Here is a 4,625-nt window from a genome sequence, read left to right on the forward strand (position 1 = left end):
GCTCGCGCTGGGCGACACCCGGGACCGGATCGGACCCCTCCGCCACCGCTCAGCCGCCGATGGCCGCCTTGGCGTTCTTGTCGAAGTTGCCGAGCACCGTCTTCGGGTCGCCGTTGGCCAGGCCCTGGAGGCCGGTGTCGAGGTCGCTGAGGACGCTGTCCATCTTCGGAGCGTTCACCGGGCCCTGGGCGTACGCGGCGCCGTCGATGAACGGCTTGTCGTTCGGGAACGCGCCGGTGTACTGGTCCCGCACGGACTGCCGGGACGGCATCACGCCGAACGCCTTGGCGAAGGTCATCTGCTGGTCGCCGGCGGTCATCGCCTCGACGAACTTGATCGCCTGCTCCTTGTACTTCGACTTGGCGGCGATGCCCCAGCAATTGGTGAAGGAGAGCGTGCCCTTGCCCTTCGGGCCGGCGGGCAGCTCGACGACCTTGTACTTGACGTTCGGGAAGTCGTTCTGCAGGGCGCCCTTGATCCAGTTGCCCTCGATGGTCATCACGGCCTTGCCCTTGCCGAACGCCTCACCGGACCAGCCGGCGTCGAGCTGCTTCGGGTAGCGGGCGTAGCCGTTGGTCAGCAGGCTCTTGACGTACTGGAGGGCGGCCAGGTTCTCCGGGGTGTCGGCGGTGGGCTGCTTGCCGTCCTTGCTGAGCAGCCAGCCGCCGTTCTGCACCAGGAACGCGCCGATCCGGTCCCGGGTGTCGCCCAGCGCGAGCGGCACCAGGCCCTTGGCCTTGATCTTCTGGCTGGTGGCGGTGAGCTGGTCCCAGGTGGTCGGGATGTCGGCGTCGGTCAGCCCGGCCTTGGCCCACAGGTCGGTGTTGATCTCCAGGGCGAGGGTGGAGAAGTCCTTGGGCGCGCAGTAGAACTTGCCGTCGTAGGTGAAGGCGGTGCGCAGGCTCTCGTAGAAGTCGTCCGGGTTGCTGATCTTGTCGCCGTACGGCTCCAGCGCGCCGACGCTGGCGTAGTCGGCGAAGCGGCTGGCGTCGACGTAGAAGACGTCCGGCGGGGTGCCGCCGGCGAGCGCCTGGCCGAGCTGCTGGACCAGGTCCTGGGCCGGGGTGACGGTGGCGGTGTTGCCGGTGGCGGACGCCCACTTGGCGGCGGCGTCCTGGACCGCCTTGGTCTCCGCGTCGCCGGACGAGCCGATCATGATCTGCAGGCTGGCCGGGCCGCTGGACTGCTTGGCGTCGCCGCCCTTGTCGTCGAAGCCGCTGCCGCAGGCCGCGGTACCGAACAGGGCGACGGCGGCGAAGCCGGCGACCGCCGCCCGGGTGAGGGTGCGTGGTGTCATCTCATTCTCCTGGTGGGGGATGCGGTTCACGCGGTGTGCCGGAGCACGAGCGTGGGGGTCAGCAGCACATGGGGGTCGGTGGGCTGGCCGTCGAGCAGGCCGGTGAGCAGTTCGACGCAGCGGGCGGCGGCGGCTCCGAGGGGTTGGCTGAGGCTGCTCAGCCCGACCGCCGCGGCGACCGGGGTGTCGTCGAAGCCGATGACGGCCACCGGGGTCGCGGCGTCGCGGGCCGCCTGGAGCGCGCCGAGGGCGAGCGAGTCGCTGGCGCAGACCACCGCGGTCGGCGGTGCGTCGTGGGCGAGCAGGTGCCGCATCTCCCGCTCCCCCTCGGCGATGCCGTCCTCGGTCGCCCGGTCCGGTGCGGCGCCGTCCAGGCCGGCCGCCGCCAGGGTGGTACGCCAGCCGGCCCGCCGGTCGTCGCCGACCCCGGAGCCCGCGGGCCAGCCGAGGAAGGCGATCCGGCGGTGGCCGGTGTCGAGCAGCCGCCGGGTGGCCTGGGCGGTGCCGGCGGCGCCGTCGACGTCGACCCAGGGGTGCGCCTCGGGGGCGTCCCAGGGCCGGCCGAAGGTCACGAAGGGCACCTCCCGCTCGGCGAGCCACGCGGTGCGCGGGTCGCCGTGCTTGGTGCCGGTGAGCACGAACGCGTCCAGGTCGTACGCGCCGAGCAGGTCGTCGTAGGTGGCGATCTCGTGGTCGTCGTCGCGGGCGGTGTAGAGCAGGACCCGGTAGCCGGCGGCGTCGGCGGTCTCGGTGAGGCCGTGCAGGAACCGGTCGAGCACGGAGCCGTTGATCCCGTCCCGGGTGGGTTCGATGCGGACGGCGATGAGCCGGGACCGGCCGGTACGCATCTGCCGGGCGGCCTGGTTGGCCCGGTAGCCGAGCGCGGCGATGGCCTCCTGCACTCGCCGCCGCGTCTCCTCGCGGACGATGTGCGGCGCGTTGAGCACGTTGGAGACCGTCTGCCGGCTGACCTGGGCATGCCGGGCCACAGTCGCGATGGTCACCTTTTCAGCCACTAAATCCCTCTCGCCACCCTTGAACGATCCAATTTGGATACGGCAGGATTAGATCGTTCAAAGTTTCTGGAATGTTTCGCACTTTGCACCGGGCCGGCGGCATCTGTCAAGACGTCTCCGGCCACGATCAGCACCGGGAGTTCCCCCTTGTCCGAACGCCACCTGCAACCCCTCCTGCACGACCTGGTCGGGGTGGTGCACGCCCCCACGAGCGCGCTGGGCGACGCGGCGGGCCAGATCCGGCCGAGCGGCGTGCAGGGCGTCTTCCACGCCGACGCCCGCGTGCTCTCCCGCGCCGAGCTGCGGGTCGACGACCGGGAACCGGAGGCCCTGACCCGCGGCACGGCCGGGTCGCACGGTGCCCGCTTCGTCGGCCTGGCCCGCTGGCTCGGCGACCCGACCCCCGACCCGACCGTCCGGATCGACCGCACCCGGCAGGCCGGGCCGCACGGGGTCACCGAGGAGATCGTCGTCTCGTCCACCGCCGCCGCCCCGGTCCGCGCCACGGTCAGCGTCGACCTCGGCTGCGACCTGGCCCCGATCGAGCTGGTCAAGTCCGGCGGGAGCGGCGTGGCGCTGGAGGCCAAGGCCGGCGAACCCGGCCAGGTCCAGTGGGCCGCCGAGGGCGTCACGGTGACGGTGACCGGCGTGGCCGCCACCGTGGACGCCGCCGGCGAGCGGGCCACCGCCCCCCGGTTGAGCTGGCCGGTCGCCCTCGCCACCGGCGAGTCCGTGACGCTGCGCTGGCGGCTCGCCGTCACCGACCCGAAGGCCGTGGTGGCCGCCCCGCCCGCCGGCCCCGGCTGGTCCACCCCGGAGGTACGCGCCGACGACCGCCGGCTGGTCCGGCTGCTCGACCGGGCCCTGGCCGACCTGCGCGGGCTGCGGCTGGTCGAGCCCGCGCACCCCGGGGACGTCTTCCTGGGCGCCGGGGTGCCCTGGTTCCTCACCCTGTTCGGCCGGGACAGCCTCTGGGCCGCCCGGATGATGCTGCCGCTCGGCACCGACCTGGCCGCCGGCACGCTGCGGGTGCTCGCCCGCCGGCAGGGCGCCCGGGTCGACCCGGCCACCGGCGAGGCGCCCGGCAAGATCCTGCACGAGCTGCGCCGGCACGAGTTCACCCTGGCCGACGGGGGGCTGCGGCTGCCGCCCGCGTACTACGGGACGGTCGACGCCACCATGCTCTGGGTGGGGCTGCTGCACGACGCCTGGCGCTGGGGTCTCCCCGCCGAGCAGGTCGAGCCCCTGCTGCCGCACCTGGAGGCCGCGCTTGGCTGGCTCGGCGAGCACGCCGACGCCGACGGCGACGGCTTCGTCGAGTACGTCGACACCACCGGCCACGGCCTGGCCAACCAGGGCTGGAAGGACTCCGGCGACTCGATCCGCTACCGGGACGGCCGGCTGGCCGAGCCGCCCATCGTGCTGGCCGAGGTGCAGGGGTACGCGTACCAGGCGGCGGTGAACGGGGCGGACCTGCTGGACGCCTTCGGCCGCCCCGGCGGCGACCGCTGGCGCGGCTACGCGGACCGGCTGGCCCGCCGGTTCCGCGAGGCGTTCTGGGTCGACGGCGGGTACGGGCCCCAGCCCGCGCTGGCGCTGGACCGGGACAAGCGCCCGGTGGACTCGCTGACCAGCAACATCGGCCACCTGCTCGGCACCGGGCTGCTGTCGGACGCCGAGTCGGCGCAGGTGGCCACGCTGCTCGCCACCGAGGCGCTGGCCGGCGGCTTCGGGCTGCGCACCATGTCCACGGACGACGCCGGGTTCAGCCCGCTGTCGTACCACTGCGGCTCGATCTGGGCGCACGACACCGCGATCGTGCTGGGTGGGCTGGCCCGGGCCGGACACCGGGAGGCCGCGCTCCGGCTGGCCGAGGGCCTGCTCGGCGCCGCCGAGGCGTTCGACTACCGCCTCCCCGAGCTGTACGGCGGCGACGACCGGGCGGTGCTCGGCCGTCCCGTGCCGTACCCGGCGGCCTGCCACCCGCAGGCCTGGTCGGCGGCGGCCGCGGTGCTGCTGCTCCAGGCCGGCGTCGGCCTCTACCCCGACGTGCCGGGCGGGCGGGTGCGCCTGGACCCGCTGGCCGGCCCCGAGCTGGGCGCCCTCGCCGCGGAGAACCTGCGCATCGCCGGCGCCCCGGTCACCGTGACGGTAGACCGCACCGGCCACCCCGCCCTCACCGGCCTCCCCACCGGCCTGACCCCCACCCTCACCCCACCCCGAGTCCCCACCCCCCGCCCCCCGGCCGACATCCCCGCCCGCCCGGCGAGTTGATCAAGGAGTTTGCGTCGTCGGGAGGCCGGGATCCGTCG

Annotated in this window: 3 protein-coding genes; 1 reads left to right on the top strand and 2 read right to left on the bottom strand. The window is 74.1% G+C overall.

What is annotated here, in order from left to right; genetic code table 11:
- Positions 1 to 49 precede the first annotated feature (49 nt).
- Both ACWEVO_RS30670 and ACWEVO_RS30675 read right to left on the bottom strand, forming a co-directional pair.
- Positions 50 to 1,297: a sugar ABC transporter substrate-binding protein gene (locus ACWEVO_RS30670; RefSeq protein WP_452310951.1), complete on the bottom strand. Its 1,248-nt coding sequence runs from the start codon at positions 1,295 to 1,297 to the stop codon at positions 50 to 52.
- A gap of 26 nt (positions 1,298 to 1,323) precedes the next feature.
- A complete protein-coding gene (locus ACWEVO_RS30675; protein ID WP_452310952.1) occupies positions 1,324 to 2,301 on the bottom strand; it encodes a LacI family DNA-binding transcriptional regulator in 978 nt (325 codons plus the stop codon).
- 159 nt (positions 2,302 to 2,460) lie between these two features.
- Between ACWEVO_RS30675 and ACWEVO_RS30680 the strand changes: the two genes are divergently transcribed.
- Entirely contained in the window at positions 2,461 to 4,587 is a 2,127-nt protein-coding gene (locus tag ACWEVO_RS30680; RefSeq protein WP_452310953.1) for an amylo-alpha-1,6-glucosidase, read from the top strand.
- Positions 4,588 to 4,625: the final 38 nt, after the last annotated feature.

The organism is Micromonospora sp. NPDC003776 (assembly GCF_053605645.1).

Excerpts from the sequence above, each read along its gene's own strand:
- ACWEVO_RS30670 (WP_452310951.1), bottom strand. The coding sequence starts at position 1,297 with ATGACACCACGCACCCTCACCCGGGCGGCGGTCGCCGGCTTCGCCGCC.